At 36.0% G+C, this 267-nt stretch carries 1 protein-coding gene; it reads right to left on the bottom strand.

Going from position 1 to position 267, the window contains the following annotated elements:
• The coding region (locus Q0870_RS15385) for a hypothetical protein (RefSeq protein ID WP_298556785.1) at positions 1-267 on the bottom strand (267 nt) is incomplete at both ends.

The raw sequence follows: 267 nt of genomic DNA, 5'->3' as shown, positions 1-267 counted from the left end.
ATCTGTTGTAAATGCACTAAAACCTAACAATAACTCATGTCTCGTCTCTGGCCCTGAGGTAGAACTAAACTCTAATCGGATTTTTTTCATGGGTGATGCTGTCTCTTCTCTTTTTGAAGTATTACCATTTGATGTTTTGTCTTTTCCTGATTTTGAAAATACAGAACCTACTTGATCATCTGATGGGTCTGCATCTGCTTCTTTTATAAACACGCGCTGACTATTATTAAACTCAACTTGACCATCAGCTATAATTTCTGCCATAAA

It is taken from the genome of uncultured Algibacter sp. (assembly GCF_947487575.1).
In the GTDB taxonomy this organism is placed as follows: domain Bacteria; phylum Bacteroidota; class Bacteroidia; order Flavobacteriales; family Flavobacteriaceae; genus Algibacter_B.
The sequence above is the reverse complement of the archived record's forward strand: the minus strand, read 5'-3'. Positions and strand labels throughout refer to the sequence as shown.